Origin of the sequence: Campylobacter concisus, from assembly GCF_002914195.1 — a bacterium.
Taxonomy (GTDB): domain Bacteria; phylum Campylobacterota; class Campylobacteria; order Campylobacterales; family Campylobacteraceae; genus Campylobacter_A; species Campylobacter_A concisus_M.
Genome location: NZ_PPAU01000090.1, coordinates 301,724 through 318,034 on the forward strand (window position 1 = coordinate 301,724; position 16,311 = coordinate 318,034).

Sequence of the window (16,311 nt, forward strand, 5' to 3'; positions counted from 1 at the left end):
TAAAAGAAAATTTTAGATTTAGCTTTTGCTTGGTTTTTATATCTTTCTCGTTTTTAAAATTTTAGTCCAAAGCAGGCTTTTGTTTTGTCTTATCGTTTTTAAGTTTATCTTTTTTGGCTTCAAACTCAGCTATTACATTTGCATCAGGAAATAAATATCCATCCTCAATCATCAGATCAACTGCCTTTTTAAACATAGGCAAGGCACTTTGAGCACCGAAGTAGTAGTAAGGTCTTTTAGGATCCCTTGCTAAAACGCCTATTGTGTAGCTATTGCCTCTTGTGTCATTTACAAAGCCAAAAAATGAGCCATTGTAGGTATTGCTGTATCCACCACTACCTGAGGCAATGTGTGCAGTTCCAGTCTTGCCACCTATCTCAAGCCCTGGCGTAAAGGCTTTTAGTCCAGTACCTTTTTCAACCGTTTTTATTAAAATTCTCTTCATTATCTTTGCGGTTTCTTGTGATATAACTTGAGCTGGCTCGGACTTTGGCAAATCGTATCTTTTTCCATTTCTCTCTAAGTAGGCAACCATGTGAGGAGTAACTTCAATGCCTTTATTATTAAATGTGTTATAGGCTTTTAAAAGCTGCATAAATGTAGCTTGCAAGCCGTATCCGTAGCTCACAGTCGCCTTATATGTCGATGAGTTTAGCTTTGTAACTGTTGGCATCATACCTACTTGCTCATAAGGTAGATCTATGCCAGTTTTTCTTGAAAAGCCAAAATTTAAAAGCCCTTGATAAATTTGTGGCCCATTTAGTCGCTCAACAAGCTGAATCATGCCGATGTTTGAACTGTGCACGATTATATCTTCAGCACTCATAAAAGGCTCCGGATGGGTATCTTTGATTATCCTTTTGCCAAGTTGGTATCGGCCATTATAGGTATTTACAAGCTCAAATGGATTTACTTTCTTCTCTTGAAGTAAGATGGAAAATATAAATGGCTTAAAAACCGAGCCAACTTCATAAGCATATTCACTAACGGTCGAATTTAGAGCGCTATAATCTTGCTTTCTTATGTTTGAAGGATCATATCTTGAGCTAGAAGCTAGGGCTAAAATTTCTCCATTTTTGCTATTCATTATGCATATAACTAGCTCTTTTGCATCTAGAAATTCACGCTTTTCATCTAAAATTTGCTCTAGTTTGGTCTGAAATTTTAGCGGTATAGAAAGCACCGCATTGTAGCCATCGACCCTTGTTGCTAAATTTGAGTCACTTGTTAAAATGATATTATTTCCAATATCGCGAGGCCCTAAAATTTTTGCATTTTGTATAGGAGCTAGATAATCTTCATAATATCTCTCAAGACCTTTTACACCTTTACTTTTTGTAAGTGCATCACTTTCAGTTTTGCTCACATAGCCAATAGCTGGTGTGAGAGCATCTTTTGACATAAATTTACGATTTTGGCCACTCTCCATTACTCTCATGCCCTGAAATGAAGCAAGGCCTGTTTTTGGATCAAGGTATGAAACCAAAATGCTCTTGCGATTTAGCTTTCTTGAGAGCTCTTGAAGGTAGGTAGCACCCTTTGCATCAATGCTATATGAGAGCGTAACGATACCTTTTGTGCCATTTATAATCTTTCTTACTTTGTTTGGATCGTCGCCGCTGTAAAGCGAATATAGCTTGATAAACATCTCTTTTTTATTAGGATCAATATTTCTAGTATCAAGCATTACTTTGTAGAGCTTTTGGCTTGAAGAGATGCTAAAGCCATCTTTTGTGACGATGTTGCCGCGAATTGCTGTATTTATGTCGCTTGTTTGAAGCTTGGGGAGTCTTCTTTCGATGCTCGCTCTATAAAATATAACAAGTACAAATATTGAAATTCCAAAAGTAATTAATAAAAAAAGTATGGTTATTTTTGATTTTCTGGAATTCATTAATGACTTAAATTTGTGTTCTAGAAATTTCTTTATAAGCACTTAGTGCTTTGTTGCGAATTTCTAGCATAAGCTTCATGCTAGTCTCTGCTTTGCCTATCGCAATAGCAGCTTGGTGAAGATCTTTTACCTCGCCAGTTGCAAGATCAGCTATGGCTTTATCAGCGTTTATTTGAACCTTGTTTAGCTCTTTTAAAGAGTCGTTTAGAGCATTTTCGAAGCCGCCTTCTTCGCCTGCTTTCGCTATTTTATTTGAATTTTCATTTTTATTTATTTTGTCTAAATTTATACTATTTATCATTATGCTTGTCCTGAAATAAGTGATATCGCACTTTGTGCTATTGTTTTTGCATTTTGAAAGGCTGCCACGTTTGCTTGATAAGCCCTTGTTGCTTCAAGTAGGTCAGACATCTCAATAACCGGATTTATATTTGGAAATGCGACGTAGCCATTTACATTTGCATCTGGATGGCTCGGGTCATATTTTAGCTGAAAGTCCTTATCGTCACGCACCACTTTATCCACAATCACACTAGTTAGGGCAGGGTGAGCATTTCTTGGTGAGCTTGGATCGTCAAGCGGATTTTCATACTCGAGTAGACTTTGTGAGTTTTTAAGCTGATCGTTTAAAATTTTATCAAAGTTCATCTCTTTAAAGATGACCTCTTGCCTTCTATATGGACCACCTTCAGTAGTTCTTGTGGTTTGAGCGTTTGCTATGTTTGAGCTAATGACGTTCATCCTGAAGCGTTGCGCGCTTAGTCCGTATCCGCTAATATCAAAATCATTTAAGTATGACATCGTCTCTCCTAGTTCTTAGCACTTGCGTCTATTACGCTTTTAAAGATATTGCTTTGAGCCTTGTAGGCGTTATCAAGGGCGTTTATCATAACTGTGTTTTTACCCATTTCTGTTGTCTCAACATCAAGATCGACTGTGTTTGCGTCGTTTCTAGCCATGTGACCGTCACGCAAGAAAATTTGAGCTGTGTCGCTTTTTGGAAAATCAACCGCAGCCATATGCGCTTCGTTTGTCTTAGCAAGCTGTAGCTTTTTTGGGCTTGAAGTGTTATAAATTTCATTTGCTTTTTCTTTTAAAACATCTTCAAATCTTATATCTCTAGCTTTATAAAATGGTGTATCAACGTTTGCAAGATTACCAGAGATTAGTTTTTGACGCAACTCTCTACCTGCAAGAGCTGATTCAACAAGTGGGCTAGATTTTGATTTATCTAAAACAAACATTTAAAATCCTTATGAAATTTCACATTTTTATAAGCAAACGATGTTCCAAATATAGGGCAAATTTATTTTGTCTCATAAATTTTTGCCAGATCTTCTTTCATTTTTGTGACTTTTATACCACCAAGATAGTATTTTACCCCGTATTGTCCGCTATCTACGTCTGTTAAAATTTGATATTCGCCATTTTTTATCACGACCTTAAAAGGTAGTGCGATCTCGTGTTTATATTCGATGTCTCTTACGATTTGCTCGGCAAGTCTGTCATTTATCTTTTGATCGTTTGTTATGAAGTAGTAGGCATTAAATTTTTGCATAAATTCGTGCAAAACATACTCATTTGTGACATTTTCAAAATGAGTTAGCCCAATTAGTGTAAATTTATCTTTGTTTTCAAGCTGATATTTTGTAAGCTCAGCTGCCTCTTTTTGACAAGGCGGACAAAATGTACCAAAAATGTCGATCATTAAAACTTTATTTTCATCATTTTTGATAGCAAAGCCGTGATCTTTTCTAACTAAAGTAAACTCCTTACCGCTTACATCTACAAGCTTAACCTCTTCATTTGGACTAAATTCTTTAAAATTTACACTACTGCTCTCATCGTCACCACAACCAAAAAAAGAAAATAAAGCGATTATTAAAACAAGTACATTTTTCATCTTATCCCTTAAATATATCTTTTTATGGCAGCTCTTGCCTCTTTGTCTGCCTCACGTCTTTTTAAAGTCTCACGCTTGTCGTGTAAATTTTTACCTTTTGCAAGGGCAAGTCTTGCTTTTACAATGTTTTTATCACTTAGATAAAGTGCCAAAACAACTAATGCTAGTCCATCTTGTGAGACTTGACCGAAAATTTTATCGATCTGTTTTCTATGCATCAAAAGTTTTCTGGCTGCTCGCTCATTTGGACGAAATGCGCTATGTGTAGTCTCAAGATAGCTAATGTGGGCGTTTAGTAAGAAAAGTTCACCCTTTATGACGCGCACAAAGCTATCTTTTAAATTTGCTCTACCAGCCCTTAATGCTTTGACTTCGCTGCCTTTTAATACAATGCCAGCCTCGAAGGTTTCAAGTATGCTAAAGTCATGCAAAGCTTTTTTGTTTTTTGCTAGATCTTTTATCAAAATTTTACCTTTTATTTTACGCTAAATACGCTACTGCCGCTACCACTTAGAAATTTATCTTTAAACTCATTCATTTGTGGATAGAGCTTAAAGCATGGGGCAAAAAGATCGTTTAGCTCCTCGTTTTTATAAATTTCAACTAGCTCTTTGCTCTTTAAATTTTGCATCTTTTTTGCAGCATTAACGTCTATGTATTGTAAGAAATTGCTTCTAAATTCTTGATAAACCATCGGCGTGGAGCAAAAAATATTTGGCGTGAAGATATTTAAATTTGGCACTTCGTCATCAAATTCTTCTATGATCTCGCCTATGCCGCTTACATTTGCTGCCTTGTAGCCACTTACAAAAAAAGCTACATCTGCGCCGATTTTAGACGCTATTTGCATCAAATTTTCATGTTTTATATTTAAATTTAGTTCGTCATTTACCATTAGCAAAAAGGTGGCAGCGTTTGAACTACCTCCACCAAGACCCGCACCAATTGGGATATTTTTATTGATGATGATTTTATGAGAGCTAAAAAACTCGTCGAGCTCGTTTGAAAAGCCGGCTCTTTTTAGCTCATCTATCGCTTTTTGAATGATGTTATCTTTTATATCGTGGTTGTTGCATTCTATGGCAAAAGAATCTGACTTTTTAAAATAAATTTCATCAAAAAGCTGCTCACAGAGGATAAAGCGCGATAAAATTTCGTGGTAGTTGCCTCTAGTACCAACTATCTTTAAAAATATATTTATCTTTGCAAAGCTTTTCATTTCTCGATTTTTTTAGCTAGCTCGTGGATATCGGCTTCACTTGCAGTTTTTGTGGCATGGATATTTTCGTTTTTGATATCGTTTGCTAGTTCACTTCTTAGTATCATTGTATTTCGTGGCGCTTCGATACCGAGTTTAACAGTATTTTTTGAAATATTTACTATGACAACTTTTATGTCATTTCCTATTAAAATTTCTTCATTTTCTTTTCTTGCTAGGATTAACATTTTTCAACCTTATTTAGAGTGTAATTTATAGTATCATCCGTGATTTGGATTACGCTCATAAATTTATCATAATTTAGCAAATAAATTCCTTGCTTTTGTGTTTCAAAATCGTTAATTTTTAATTTCTTACCATCAAGAATATCATTTATATCCCCAAAGTATGTATTTTCCTGAATATTTAAAAAATCACAAATATTCAAAAATTTTTCATTTTCGTAGCAAAATTTACCTTCACTTATCCTTTTTAATGAGCTTAAAGTTACATTATAACCAAGCTTTTTTCCAAAAATTTCTGCATACGAACGGATATAACTTCCTTCGCTTACGCTTAGACGAATGGTTAAAAATGGGTGCGAATAGTTTAAAATTTGGCTATCAAAAATTTCCATCGTTTCTGTCTTTAGCTCAAATTCTTCGCCGTTTCTAGCTAGCTTGTAGGCTCTTGTACCATTTATGTGCTTGGCGCTAAATTTTGGCGGGATGTAGCTTATTCTGCCAGTCAGCTCGCCTCTTATGGCTTCAAGTTTTTCTAAATTTATCTCTTTTACATTTGAAATTTCAGTGATATTTTCATTGTCCATGCTAGGACTACTCGCCCCAAGCCAGATCGTAGTTTCATAGACTTTTGGACTTTTATCTAAAAATCTAAAAAATTTCGTATATGAGCCAAAAGCGACTATTAAGCAGCCGCTAGCGAATGGATCAAGTGTGCCTGAAAATCCAGCTTTTTTAACGCTATATTTTCTCTTTAGTCGTCCTAAAAAGTGGTTTGAGCTCATGCCAGCTGGCTTATTTGCCACGAAAATGGCGTTCATACGGCCTTTTCCACGAAGCTTGACATTATCTCTCTTACATTGCCACCAAAATTTATGGTCAGCTTAAACTCTTTTTTGATCTTACTAACCGCGCTCACCCTGCCGATACCAAAAATTTTATGCTTAACAAGGTCGCCTTTTTTAAATTCATTACTCTGTTCGATGACTAGCGAGCCATGCGTGATACCGCTCTCACTTAAAAATCTACTCTTATTTAGCCTTGTGCGCTGACCTTTGTAAAAGCGCGAATTTGCAAAGCTTAGACTAAGTGTTTTTTTGGCTCTTGTTATCGCCACGTATGCAAGCCTGCGTTCTTCTTCGATGTCACTGCCATCGCCGATGAGTGGGAAAAATCCCTCTTCAAGACCGATCACAAAAAGGTGCTCAAACTCAAGACCCTTGCTAGCATGCACGCTCATAATGCTAATAGCCTCATCGCTGATGCCATCTTGCTCGCTTGTTAGCGTGATCTCGTTTAAAAACTCTTCCAGATCAAAGCTAGGATTTTGCTTGATCTGATCTTTTAAAACAGCGTAAAACTCGTCGATATTCGCCGCTCTTTCAGCGCCATCTGGCAGGCTCTCGTAGTATTTTTTCACGCCAAATTTAGCTTCAAATTTATCTATTAGGTCAAAAACTGAGCTACTTTCTTGAAGCTCTTTTAGGTTGTTTGCAAACTCAACAAGAGCTGATTTTACCTTTTTGCTAAAGGCTTCGTCGTTATCAGAGATGTTTGAGATCGCTTCAAAGATAGAAATTTTGCCCTCAAATGCCATCTTTTCAAGCTTATCAAGGCTTACTTTACCAAGGCCGCGTTTTGGGCGGTTGATAATGCGTCTTATTGAGAAGTCATCATTTGGATTGTTTATCAGTCTTAAATAACTTATGATATCTTTGATCTCGGCCCTTTCGTAAAATTTTACGCCGCCGACCATTTTATAAGCGATTTGCTCTTTGTTTAGCCCATCTTCAAGCGAGCGAGAGAGTGCATTTATGCGGTATAAGATAGCGATATCTTTTGCCTGCACGCCTTTACTTAAAAGCTCTTTTATGCATTTTGCGATCTTGCCAGCCTCGACGCTCTCATCAAAGCTCTCTATCAAATTTACGGCCTCGCCTTCGCCTTTTGTGCCTACAAGCTTCTTACCAAGGCGGTTGCGGTTGTGGTCTATCAGCTCGTTTGCAGCCTTTAGTATCGCCTCGCTTGAGCGGTAGTTTTTCTCAAGTCTAATGATCTTTACATCTTTAAACTGATCTTTAAAATTTAAGATATTATCTATTTTCGCGCCGCGCCAGCCGTAGATACTTTGATCATCATCGCCTACGACGCAGATGTTTTCGTGGCATAGACAGAGCTTTTTTAGCAGTTTATATTGAAGGTCGTTTGTATCTTGATACTCATCGACCATTATATATTTGTATCGGTTTGAAATCTCTCTAGCAAGATCTTCGTTTTCGTCTAAAATTTTATAAGTAAGCCCGAGCAGATCGTCAAAATCAACAAGATTATTTGTTTTGAGATAATCTTCATATTTTTCATAAATTTGTGCTGCTTGTTTGTAAAAGTTATCCTTGCTTTTATCGAAAGACGAGAAATTTGCGTTTTTATAGACCTCTTCGACGCTTAAAAGTGAGTTTTTATAGTTTGAAATTTCACTTGATAAAATCGCCGTGGCGACTGGACTTTCAAAGCTTTTGATGATACGTTTTTTATCGTCTGTGTCGATTATGACGAAGTTATTTTTTCTGCCAAGCTTTTCAATGTAAAGCTTTAAAAATAAAAGTCCGAATTTATGAAATGTGCAAAGCAGTGGCGAGTAGTTTTTGCCGCTTTGGCTTAGCATCGCCATGGCTCTACTGCGCATCTCGTTGGCGGCTTTGTTTGTAAAAGTAAGAGTTAGTGTATTTGCCGCATCTATACCGACCTCGCCGATGAGGTAGGCAAGCCTAGTAGTGATCGTCTTTGTCTTGCCGCTGCCAGCTCCTGCAAGTATGAGCATCGGACCATCTATATGAGTAGCTGCTTCGCGCTGAGATTCGTTTAAATTTGATAGTAATTTTTCCATTTTTTGCTTTTTAAATTTTCTTTTGATTTTAGCCAAAAATGCTTAAAATTACTATTTTTTCTTAAATATATCTTTATTTTTTGGGTTTTGCAAAAAGACTGAGACTGATTTTTTAGCGTGATCGACTTGCTTCTCTTTTGGCTTGTAGATAGAGAAATTTACAAGGATCGGGCTATTTTCAACCAAAATTTGAACCACTGCACCGAGTGGAAAAGAGACCACAGAGGCAAAATTTTCACTACCAAAGCCGGCCTCAAAGCTAAGCTCATCTTGCGTTAACTTCGCACTCTCAAGCGTGTAGCCACCAAGTGAAAACATAATGACTGGCATGCTAAAGCTTCTACTTATCTCATCTGGCAAGCTTGGCTCAAAGCTAACTAGCGGTAAATTTGCCATAACTGAGAAATTTACCCCTTTTTCAAGCAAAAAATCAATGCACTCATAGACATGCATCTTCATCAAAAGTGAAAATTTCTCATCATCTAAAATTTCGTCTAACATCTTAATCCTTTGAAATTTCTAAAAACTCATCTACTAGCTTTTTAACCTCGTTTATACCGATCTGCCAGAAATTTTTATCATCGATATCAAAGCCAAATTTACCTACAAGCTCCTTTGGACTAAGGCTGCCGCCAAGGCTCAAAAACTCGGTGTAAATTTCAACGAAATTTTTGCATTTGCCGCTTTTATAAAGTCCAAAAAGTGCAAGTACAAGAAGCTGCGCGTAAGAGTAGGCGTAGCAGTAAAATGGCGTGTGGATGAAGTGCGGGATGTAGCTCCACCAAATTTTGTAGTAGTCATTTAGCGTGACACTTTTGCCAAACATCTTTTTGCTCTCTCTTAGCCAAATTTTATTTAGCTCATCTAGACTGATCTCGCCTTCATGTGCGTGCACAGCTCGCTCAAATGTGGTGAAATTTATCTGGCGGTAAAGCGTGGCAAATATATCCTCGATCTTGCCAGCAAGCAGTGAAATTTTCTCTTTTTTGCTAAGGCTCTCTTTGATGTGGTCAAAAACTAACATCTCGCAAAAGACTGAAGCCGTCTCAGCCGTGGTTAGCGGAGTGTCTGAGTTTAGGTAGCTTACACTATATGAGAGCTTTTGATGCACGGCGTGGCCAAGCTCATGGGCAAGCGTGAAAAGGTCTCTTCGCTGGTTTGTGTGATTTAGCAAAACATAAGGGTGCGTGTCGCTTGATCCTGAGTGAGAAAATGCGCCACCTCGCTTGTTCGGAGCTGGATAAACGTCGATCCAGCCGTCACTAAAGGCACTTTTGGCTATATCGCCAAATTTAGGTGAAAATGTCCCAAACGCCTTTAAAACTATCTTTTCGCACTCATCAAATTTATACTCACCCTCACTGCTAAGAGGCGCATATCTATCGTAATCATAAAGCCTTTTAAGGCCTAAAATTTCTCTTTTGCGCTCGTAAAATTTAGCAACCAGGTCAAAATTTTTCTCAGTTACAGCAATGAGCGAGTCAACGCTTTTTTTGGTGATTTGATTTTCAAGGTGTCTTGGCTCTTCTGGTAACTTAAAATTTCGCAGCTCGCAGCTCGTTTTTAGATTAGTTTTTATCATATTGTATATGTAGCCAAGAAGGTGCTGGTGCTTACTAAGCTCATTTGAAAGGCTTTTGGCAGCTAGTTTCCGCACGTTTTGGTCGCTCTCATGAAGCTTGGCTAAAATCTCCTCTTCGTTTAAAAGTTCGCCTTTAAATTTAAACCTCATCTTACTCATGCTCTCATCAAAAAGCCTTGAAAAGCCCTCAGCTCTAGTGCTTGCCGTGCGAAGCAGCACTCTTTCTTCAGCAACGCTTAGCTGGTGTGGTTTTGCTTTGGCGAGGTTGCTTAGATAGTAGCCATATTTTTTAGAGCTTTTGATAATTTCTTCTTGTTTTTTAGGGCTAAACTCATTAAATTTGATCTCAAAAAATATCAAATTTTCATTTGCTTTTGTCGCTATCTCATCGATCTTTGCGTAAAATGCGCCCTTGCTTGTATCTTTAGCAAAATTTAAAAAAGCATAAGTCATTACTTTTGAAATTTTAGCTATCAAGCTTTCATATTCACTAAATGCCTTTAAAAACTCGTCTGTTTTTAAATTTTCATAATTTTCTAGGTATTTATCTTTAAATTTCTCGCACTCTTTTTGTAAATTTAGTGCGTTTTGTTCGCACTCTTTTTCATTTGCAAAAAGTGCTTTTAGATCCCAAATTTGCATATTTATCCTTTAAATTTTTGGGACATTTTACAAAAAAATGGATAAAAGTAAAATTTCAGCCAAAATTTAGCTGAAATTTTATGTGTATTAGTTTGAAGTTTCTGAAGCTACTGCTGTAAAAAGCACATCTGATGAGCTATTTAGCGCAGTTTCAACTGAGTCTTGGATGACACCAATCGTAAAGCCAACTGTTACAAACTGCATAGCGATATCGTTGCTGATACCAAAAAGACCGCATGCTAATGGCACTAAAAGAAGTGAGCCTCCAGCTACGCCTGAAGCACCACAAGCACCAAGAGCTGAGATGAAGCAAAGAAGTAGCGCATCGCCAAATGTAACTGTGATAGATGGGATAGAATTTACCGCAGTAAGCGCTAGTATACTAATGGTAACTGCTGCACCGCCCATGTTTATGGTGGCACCTAGTGGGATTGAGATCGAGTAAAGCTCCTCTTTTAGACCAAGCTTTTTGCAAAGTGCCATATTTACAGGGATATTTGCGGCCGAGCTTCTTGTAAAAAATGCTGAAATAGCGCTCTCTTTTAGGCAGATCATGACAAGTGGATAAGGATTTTTTCTAGTTAATACAAAAACCATGGCTGGGTAGATAATAAATGCGACAACAAGCATTGCCCCAACAAGAACTAAAATTAGTTTTAGATATCCTGCAAGTACCTCAAATCCAGTTTCATGAATGCTAATAGCTACCATGCCAAAAATACCAAATGGAGCTAGTCTAATGATAAATTTAACGATATGAGTCACACCATCACTTATGTCTTTAAATACTTTTTTGGTCTCAGCTGTGGAATTTCTAAGTGCTATACCGCTACCAACTGCCCAGGTGATGATGCCTATATAGTTGCCATTTGCAAGGGCGTTTATTGGATTTTCAACCATTTTATAAATGAGATCTTTTAAAACGTTGGTAATTCCTTGAGGTGCTGACATATCAGCGCTTGCAAGACCTTTTAAAGAAAGCTCCACTGGAAATAAGAAACTAGCAATAACTGCAACAACGGCTGCTAAAAATGTACCAATTAGATAGAGTGTAATGATCTTTTGCATACCTTTTGTATGACCAAAATCTCTTAAAATGATAGATGTTGCTACTAAAACAAAGACAAGAATTGGTGCTATAGCTTTTAAAGCACCTTTGAATAAATCGCCTAAAACTGAAGCTGAAGCCGCGATAGAATCGGCTGAACTAGCTTTTTCTTTAGCTTCGTTTAGCTGTTTGGCTTCATCTTGACTAAGGCGAGTTTTTATAACTTCATCTACGCTCAAACCACTTTCGTTTTGAATAGTTTGAATTTTAGCTGAGATCTTGTTATAAGGAGCTGCTTCGTAGTGTGTGTAAAAGCCAACTAGGGCACCTAGGATGATACCAACTAAAATTTGAACTATCAAATTTCCATCGGCGTATCTTCTTGCTATATTTTTAAGCATATTCATTTGACACCTTAATAAATTAGTTTTTTGTTGATTTTAGCTAAACAATTTTTAAATATAAAGAATTTGATAAAGATTAATAAGCCTTTTAAATAGATTTGTTACAATTGCACAAAATTTAGTCAAGAAAAAAGGATGAAAATGTATCTATTTACCTCTGAAGTTGTAAGTCCAGGTCATCCAGATAAATGTGCTGATATAATCGCTGATAGCATAGTGGATACTATTTTAACACAAGATCCAAATGGTCGTGTTGCAAGCGAAGTTTTTGTGGCTGGAAAAAACATAGTAATAGGTGGAGAGATAAACTCAAAGGTAAAACTCTCATATAAAGACTACGAAAAGATCGTGAAAGACGCTCTTGCGCATATCGGATATGATGGAAAGAGTAATTTTACAAAAGAGCAGTGTTTGCACCCAGATGATATCGAGGTCAAAGTCTGCTTAAATCAACAAAGTCCAGATATAAATCAAGGCGTTGATCAAAGTAGCGGCGAGATCGGAGCAGGCGATCAAGGCATCATGTTTGGTTTTGCAAGCTGCGAAGCGAAAGAATTTATGCCAGCAGCTATAACTTACGCAAGAATGCTTTGTGAAAAAGTCTATAAATTTGCCAAGGCAAATCCTGATAAACTTGGCGTTGATATTAAAACGCAAGTTACGATTGATTACGGTAGCAAAGATAACTTTGAAAACTGCAAACCTCAAAGCATCCACACTATCGTCGTCTCTGCCCCTTGCGTGGAGAGCATGAAGATAGAAGAGCTTCGCGCACTAATTCAAAATTTAATAGACGAAACTGGTCTTCCAAAAGAGCTATATAATAAAGAAAAAACGATCATTTACATAAACCCAACAGGCAGATATGTAAATCACAGCTCACTTCACGATAGCGGCCTAACAGGCAGAAAACTAATCGTTGATAGCTTTGGCGGATATAGTCCGATAGGTGGCGGCGCTCAGTCAAGCAAGGATTACACAAAGGTTGATAGAAGCGGACTTTATGCAGCTCGCTGGATAGCTAAAAACATAGTCGCAGCTGGCCTTGCTAAAAAATGTATCGTTCAAATAAGCTATGCGATCGGCGTTGCAAAGCCAACTTCAGTTAGCGTTGATACCATGGGAACTCATGCAAACGGCGTAAATGACGATATGCTTTCAAATTTTGTAAGCGAGCACTTTGCTCTAACGCCTCGCTGGATAACAAATAAATTTGGTCTTGATAAGCCAAGCAAAGATACCTTTTTATACGCAAAAGTAGCTGCAAAAGGTCAAGTAGGAAATGCAAAATACCCTTGGGAAAAGCTTGACGCAGTCGATACTTTCAAGGCTTTACTAAAAAAATAATCAAAAAAGTGGCTTTATCTAAAAGCCACTTTAAATTTCTCTTTAAAACTCATCCCAAAATGCTTTTTTTGGCTTTATGATCTCACTTTTTGAGCCATTTACGCTGTGATAGACTGCTTTATTGTATTTTGTGGCAAGGTACTTTATTAGTAGCCTTTGAAGCACAGGTTCGCTACTTGGCACAAACCAACCATTGTTTGTGATAGCTACAACCACGTCAAATTCACCCTTATAAAGCTCCTCTTTTGTCGCCTCATAGCAGATAGCATTTCTAATTTTAACTCCGTCTATCTCATAGTCGCTAAAATTTTCAGCCTTTTTAAAGTCACTAGCTCCACCAAAAAATAGCTTATTTACTGCATCTTGCATAAATTTTGGCAAAGGAATTTCTTCTCCAAATGGCACTAAAAATTTCTTATCCATTCGCCTTAGATCACCATCTTGAAACAAAAATGCAGAGTTATAAATTTGCTTACTTTCATAGGCAAGCGCGCCAGCTACGATGGTTATCTTTTTTGAAAGCTCTTTTAGCTCATCAACAAGCAGTGGCTCATTTGTCATAAATAGTGGAAATGCGCTCTCCGGAAAGACAATAAGGCGTTTTTGCTCGGCTATGGCGCTACTTATCATGTCTAAATTTTCATTTGTAAATTTCATACGCAGATTTTTATCCCAGCGCACCCTTTGAGCGACATTGGTGTTTATTAGCTCCACGTCAAATGGCAGAGTTTTTGCCTCACTACTTTTAAACTGCAAGGCTACTATGAGGCAGATAAAAGCTAGGCCAAATTTTAAAAATTTATTATTTAAGCTTAAAGAGATGGCTGCTAAAAATATAAATATAAGCCCTCTCGTGCTTGGTTCAAAAGGTCCTAAAACAAGTGTGGCCTCGAGATTAAACCAGTTAAAGCCAAATGGATGAACGTAGCTTACTAAAAATAGCAAAACAGCTCTAAGCACTATAAAACTTGGGAAAGAGGCTATCCAAAACAAAAGCCCATAAACAAGTGTTACAAAGAGAATGACAAACGGTATAAGCCAGATCAGATCATAGTAGATAAAACTAAAACTGATCCAATAAAACCATAAAATTCCTATAAAAAATCCAGCCACGAAAAAACCAGCTCTACTTAAATTTATGATGATGTAAATTCCAGTCAAAGTAAGAAACGGTGAGATGAAATTTAATAGCAAATTCTCGAAGAGGCTTAAAAAAATAAAGTTGGAAAGCAAAAAAGCACCGACAAAGGCTTTTATTATAATTTTAGTGCTAAAATGCCCATTTAAAAATCTTACAAATAAGGAAATCCATGCAAAACGCTGATTTTTTAACATCATTACTACCTCTTGTTGTGCTTTTCGCCATATTTTACTTTTTGGTTATTAGACCTCAACAAAAACAACAAAAAGCCCATGCAGCAATGCTCGTAGCTCTTGATAAAGGTGATAAGATAATAACTAATGGCGGACTTATCTGCGAAGTGATTAAAGCCGAAAATGATTTTATCAAAGTTAAACTTAACGATGATGTAATCGTTCGTATAGCACGTGAGTTTGTAGCTAAAAAGATCGAAGATAAATAATGCGTAACGCAAGAGTCACATATAGGCTAATTATCTTAATATTAGCCTTGATTTTTGGTTTTGGCTTTTCGGTGCCATCTTTTTTTCAGACTCAAAATGGGGCTAAAATTTCACTTGGCCTTGATCTTCAAGGCGGCCTTCATATGCTGCTTGGTGTTGAAACGAGCGAAGCTATTCACTCAAAAATAAAATCAATAGCTGGAAGTATAAATTATTATGCTAAAAAAGAAGATGTGTTAATTGATAAATTTAAGATTAAAGAAGAGAACATTGACTTTACTCTCCTTGATGGCGACGAAGCTCCAAAAGTAGATAAAGCACTAGCTGAGATAAAGGGCCTTGATATCAAAAAAGATGGTTTAAATTACAGCATATCTTTAACCGAGCAAGAAAGAACGGATACGATCGAATATGCGATCTCGCAAGCTGTTGAAACTATCAGAAATAGACTCGATCAGTTTGGCCTAGCTGAGCCAACTGTTGCCAGACAGGGCAAAGATAATATCCTAGTTGAGCTTCCTGGCATAAAGACTGAAGAGGATGAACAAAGAGCAAGAGATCTCATCGCAAAGGCTGCTCACTTGCAGCTTATGGCAGTTGATGATAAAAGACAAGATCAGGCTAATACAATGAGCGAGGCTGAAGCTGAAAGCTACGGTGATGTGATCTTTAAAGATGCTAAAAATGACCGTGTAAAATATGTCGTTAAAAATATCCCAGTGCTTGACGGCTCGATGCTAACTGATGCAAAGGTTGCATTTTCTCAGCAAAATAACCTACCGATCATAAATTTCACTCTTAACTCAGAAGGTGCTAGAATTTTTGGTGATTTTACTGGTGCAAATGTTGGCAAAAGGCTTGCTATCGTGCTTGATGGGAAGGTTTATTCAGCTCCTGTTATAAATGAAAGAATAGGTGGCGGTAGCGGTCAGATCAGCGGCGGCTTTACCCTTGATGAGGCTCACGACGTAGCTATTGCCCTTAGAAGTGGTGCACTTTTAGCCCCTGTTAAGATGCTAGAAAAAAGAAGTGTCGGCCCATCTTTAGGCCAAGAGAGTATCAATCAAAGCATGGTAGCACTTGCTGCTGGATCTATCTTGGTTGTGCTATTTATGCTAGTTTATTATGGAATTTCTGGAATTTTTGCAAATATAGCACTAGTTGCGGATGTTGTTATATTGGTAGCCGTGATGGCGCTTTTTGGAGCGACGCTTACACTTCCTGGTATGGCTGGTATTGTGCTAACGATCGGTATGGCTGTTGATGCAAATGTCATCATAAATGAACGTATTCGCGAGCTTTTACGTGAAGGTGTTGCGATAAGAACAGCTGTGCAAAAGGGCTATGAGCACGCTATGAGCGCGATTATTGACTCAAATTTAACTACTATCATTACAGTTGCGGTGCTTTACGCTTATGGCACTGGCCCAGTTAAAGGCTTTGCAGTAACAATGGCAATAGGTATCATGGCTTCGATGCTAACAGCTATACTTGGTACTCATGGCATGTTTGATGCTGCTATGGACAAGATAGAAAAAAGTGGAAATACCAGACTTTGGTTTGGTTATAAAAGGAGCTAAT

17 protein-coding genes are annotated in these 16,311 nt (G+C 37.4%); 3 read left to right on the plus strand and 14 right to left on the minus strand.

The genetic code is table 11. From position 1 onward, the window contains the following. Positions 1-61 precede the first annotated feature (61 nt). From CYP28_RS03735 to sstT, 13 genes are all read right to left on the minus strand, one after another. Entirely contained in the window at positions 62-1,894 is a 1,833-nt protein-coding gene (locus CYP28_RS03735) for a peptidoglycan D,D-transpeptidase FtsI family protein (protein ID WP_103593361.1), read from the minus strand. Between the two features lie 7 nt (positions 1,895-1,901). Beyond that, a complete protein-coding gene (gene fliE / locus CYP28_RS03740) occupies positions 1,902-2,195 on the minus strand; it encodes a flagellar hook-basal body complex protein FliE (RefSeq protein ID WP_021090507.1) in 294 nt (97 codons plus the stop codon). After that, positions 2,195-2,695 carry a flagellar basal body rod protein FlgC gene (gene flgC, locus CYP28_RS03745; RefSeq protein ID WP_103593128.1) on the minus strand — a complete coding sequence of 167 codons (501 nt, stop codon included), beginning with the start codon at positions 2,693-2,695 and terminating at the stop codon, positions 2,195-2,197. Before flgC ends, fliE begins: the two co-directional genes overlap by 1 nt. A gap of 8 nt (positions 2,696-2,703) precedes the next feature. Next, positions 2,704-3,138 carry a flagellar basal body rod protein FlgB gene (gene flgB, locus CYP28_RS03750; RefSeq protein ID WP_103593129.1) on the minus strand — a complete coding sequence of 145 codons (435 nt, stop codon included), beginning with the start codon at positions 3,136-3,138 and terminating at the stop codon, positions 2,704-2,706. A 62-nt stretch (positions 3,139-3,200) separates the two neighbouring features. Next, the gene (locus CYP28_RS03755; protein WP_103593130.1) at positions 3,201-3,797 is read right to left on the minus strand and encodes a thioredoxin; all 597 of its coding nucleotides are present in this window, start codon (positions 3,795-3,797) and stop codon (positions 3,201-3,203) included. 8 nt (positions 3,798-3,805) lie between these two features. Next, a complete protein-coding gene (gene smpB, locus CYP28_RS03760; protein ID WP_103593362.1) occupies positions 3,806-4,258 on the minus strand; it encodes an SsrA-binding protein SmpB in 453 nt (150 codons plus the stop codon). Between the two features lie 14 nt (positions 4,259-4,272). Further along, positions 4,273-5,016, minus strand: a complete 744-nt coding sequence (locus CYP28_RS03765; protein WP_103593131.1) for a 4-(cytidine 5'-diphospho)-2-C-methyl-D-erythritol kinase — start codon at positions 5,014-5,016, stop codon at positions 4,273-4,275. Further along, positions 5,013-5,243 carry a carbon storage regulator CsrA gene (gene csrA / locus CYP28_RS03770; RefSeq protein WP_021090864.1) on the minus strand — a complete coding sequence of 77 codons (231 nt, stop codon included), beginning with the start codon at positions 5,241-5,243 and terminating at the stop codon, positions 5,013-5,015. The genes CYP28_RS03765 and csrA overlap by 4 nt, the downstream gene beginning before the upstream one ends. Continuing rightward, positions 5,237-6,058, minus strand: coding sequence for a tRNA pseudouridine(55) synthase TruB (truB, locus tag CYP28_RS03775; RefSeq protein ID WP_103593132.1), 822 nt, complete (start codon positions 6,056-6,058; stop codon positions 5,237-5,239). Before truB ends, csrA begins: the two co-directional genes overlap by 7 nt. Continuing rightward, on the minus strand, positions 6,055-8,124 hold the full coding sequence (locus CYP28_RS03780) for an ATP-dependent helicase (protein WP_103593363.1): 2,070 nt from the start codon (positions 8,122-8,124) through the stop codon (positions 6,055-6,057). Before CYP28_RS03780 ends, truB begins: the two co-directional genes overlap by 4 nt. Positions 8,125-8,175: 51 nt before the next feature. Continuing rightward, positions 8,176-8,625, minus strand: a complete 450-nt coding sequence (locus CYP28_RS03785) for a hypothetical protein (protein WP_103593133.1) — start codon at positions 8,623-8,625, stop codon at positions 8,176-8,178. 1 nt (position 8,626) lies between these two features. After that, a complete protein-coding gene (locus CYP28_RS03790; protein ID WP_103593134.1) occupies positions 8,627-10,348 on the minus strand; it encodes a M3 family oligoendopeptidase in 1,722 nt (573 codons plus the stop codon). A gap of 87 nt (positions 10,349-10,435) precedes the next feature. Beyond that, positions 10,436-11,803 carry a serine/threonine transporter SstT gene (sstT, locus tag CYP28_RS03795; RefSeq protein ID WP_429828065.1) on the minus strand — a complete coding sequence of 456 codons (1,368 nt, stop codon included), beginning with the start codon at positions 11,801-11,803 and terminating at the stop codon, positions 10,436-10,438. 138 nt (positions 11,804-11,941) lie between these two features. Between sstT and metK the strand changes: the two genes are divergently transcribed. Beyond that, positions 11,942-13,147: a methionine adenosyltransferase gene (metK, locus tag CYP28_RS03800; RefSeq protein WP_021090477.1), complete on the plus strand. Its 1,206-nt coding sequence runs from the start codon at positions 11,942-11,944 to the stop codon at positions 13,145-13,147. A 42-nt stretch (positions 13,148-13,189) separates the two neighbouring features. Here metK and CYP28_RS03805 read toward each other — a convergent pair whose 3' ends face one another. Then, entirely contained in the window at positions 13,190-14,482 is a 1,293-nt protein-coding gene (locus tag CYP28_RS03805) for an apolipoprotein N-acyltransferase (protein ID WP_180997932.1), read from the minus strand. Here CYP28_RS03805 and yajC point away from each other — a divergent pair. Both yajC and secD read left to right on the plus strand, forming a co-directional pair. Continuing rightward, positions 14,458-14,730, plus strand: a complete 273-nt coding sequence (gene yajC / locus CYP28_RS03810) for a preprotein translocase subunit YajC (RefSeq protein WP_103593365.1) — start codon at positions 14,458-14,460, stop codon at positions 14,728-14,730. The two genes, CYP28_RS03805 and yajC, sit on opposite strands and share 25 nt — an antisense overlap. Further along, positions 14,730-16,310, plus strand: coding sequence for a protein translocase subunit SecD (secD, locus tag CYP28_RS03815; RefSeq protein WP_021090931.1), 1,581 nt, complete (start codon positions 14,730-14,732; stop codon positions 16,308-16,310). The genes yajC and secD overlap by 1 nt, the downstream gene beginning before the upstream one ends. The last annotated feature ends 1 nt before the right edge of the window (position 16,311 follow it).